At 54.0% G+C, this 1,451-nt stretch carries 1 rRNA gene; it reads left to right on the top strand.

Annotated features, from left to right (window positions below):
* Positions 1-1,451: ribosomal RNA gene (locus FE851_RS25830) — 23S ribosomal RNA — on the top strand; the annotation flags it as partial.

Below are 1,451 nucleotides of genomic sequence, written 5' to 3'. Positions count from 1 at the left end.
GGTAGAGCGTCGAATGATTGCCGTTGGGGGTAGAGCACTGGATGGATGCGGGGGTCGCGAGATCTACCAACTCTAACCAAACTCCGAATACCAACGAGTCTAGTTCGGCAGACAGACGGCGGGTGCTAAGGTCCGTCGTCAAAAGGGAAACAGCCCTAACCTACAGCTAAGGTCCCCAAGTCATCACTAAGTGGGAAAGCATGTGGGATTTCCAAAACAACCAGGAGGTTGGCTTAGAAGCAGCCATCCTTTAAAGAAAGCGTAACAGCTCACTGGTCTAAACAAGAGATCCTGCGGCGAAGATGTAACGGGGCTAAAGTGATGCACCGAAGCTTAGGGTGTGATCTTCGGATCACGCGGTAGCGGAGCGTTCCGTAGGCCGTTGAAGCGATCTGGTAATGGGTCGTGGAGGTATCGGAAGTGCGAATGCAGACATGAGTAGCGATTAACAGTGTGAGATGCACTGTCGCCGAAATTCCAAGGGTTCCTGCTTAAAGCTAATCTGAGCAGGGTAAGCCGGCCCCTAAGACGAGCCCGAAGGGGGTAGTCGATGGGAACCACGTTAATATTCGTGGGCCTGGAGGTGTGTGACGGATGGCGTAAATGGTCTGGGCTTATTGGATTGCTCCAGGCTGTGAAGTCGTCCCAGGAAATAGCCCCTCCGTATAGACCGTACCCTAAACCGACACAGGTGGAATGGTAGAGTATACCAAGGCGTTTGAGAGAAGTATCCTGAAGGAACTCGGCAAATTGCCTCCGTACCTTCGGAAGAAGGAGGCCCCACATATGCGCAAGCACTTGTGGGGGGCACAGGCCAGGGGGTAGCGACTGTTTAGCAAAAACACAGGGCTCTGCTAAGTCGGCTTCAAGACGACGTATAGGGCCTGACGCCTGCCCGGTGCCTGAAGGTTAAGAGGAGGAGTGCAAGCTCTGAATTGAAGCCCAGGTAAACGGCGGCCGTAACTATAACGGTCCTAAGGTAGCGAAATTCCTTGTCGGGTAAGTTCCGACCTGCACGAATGGCGTAACGACTTCCCCACTGTCTCCAGGATATGCTCAGCGAAATTGAATTCTCCGTGAAGATGCGGAGTACCCGCGGTTAGACGGAAAGACCCCGTGCACCTTTACTGCAACTTCAGAGTGGCATTAGGAAAGAGCTGTGTAGCATAGGTGGGAGGCTTTGAAACTTGGGCGCCAGCCTGAGTGGAGCCATAGGTGAAATACCACCCTGCTGTTTTCTGATGTCTAACCTCGCACCGTTATCCGGTGCAGGGACCCTCTGTGGTGGGTAGTTTGACTGGGGCGGTCGCCTCCTAAAGAGTAACGGAGGCGCGCGATGGTGGGCTCAGGACGGTTGGAAACCGTCTGTTAGAGTGCAATGGCATAAGCCCGCCTGACTGCGAGACTGACAAGTCGAGCAGAGACGAAAGTCGGTCATAGTGATCCGGTGG

The sequence above is a fragment of the Sphingobium sp. B2 genome (assembly GCF_007693735.1).
Lineage (GTDB): Bacteria > Pseudomonadota > Alphaproteobacteria > Sphingomonadales > Sphingomonadaceae > Sphingobium > Sphingobium xenophagum.
This window is presented reverse-complemented; position numbering and strand designations above follow the sequence as displayed.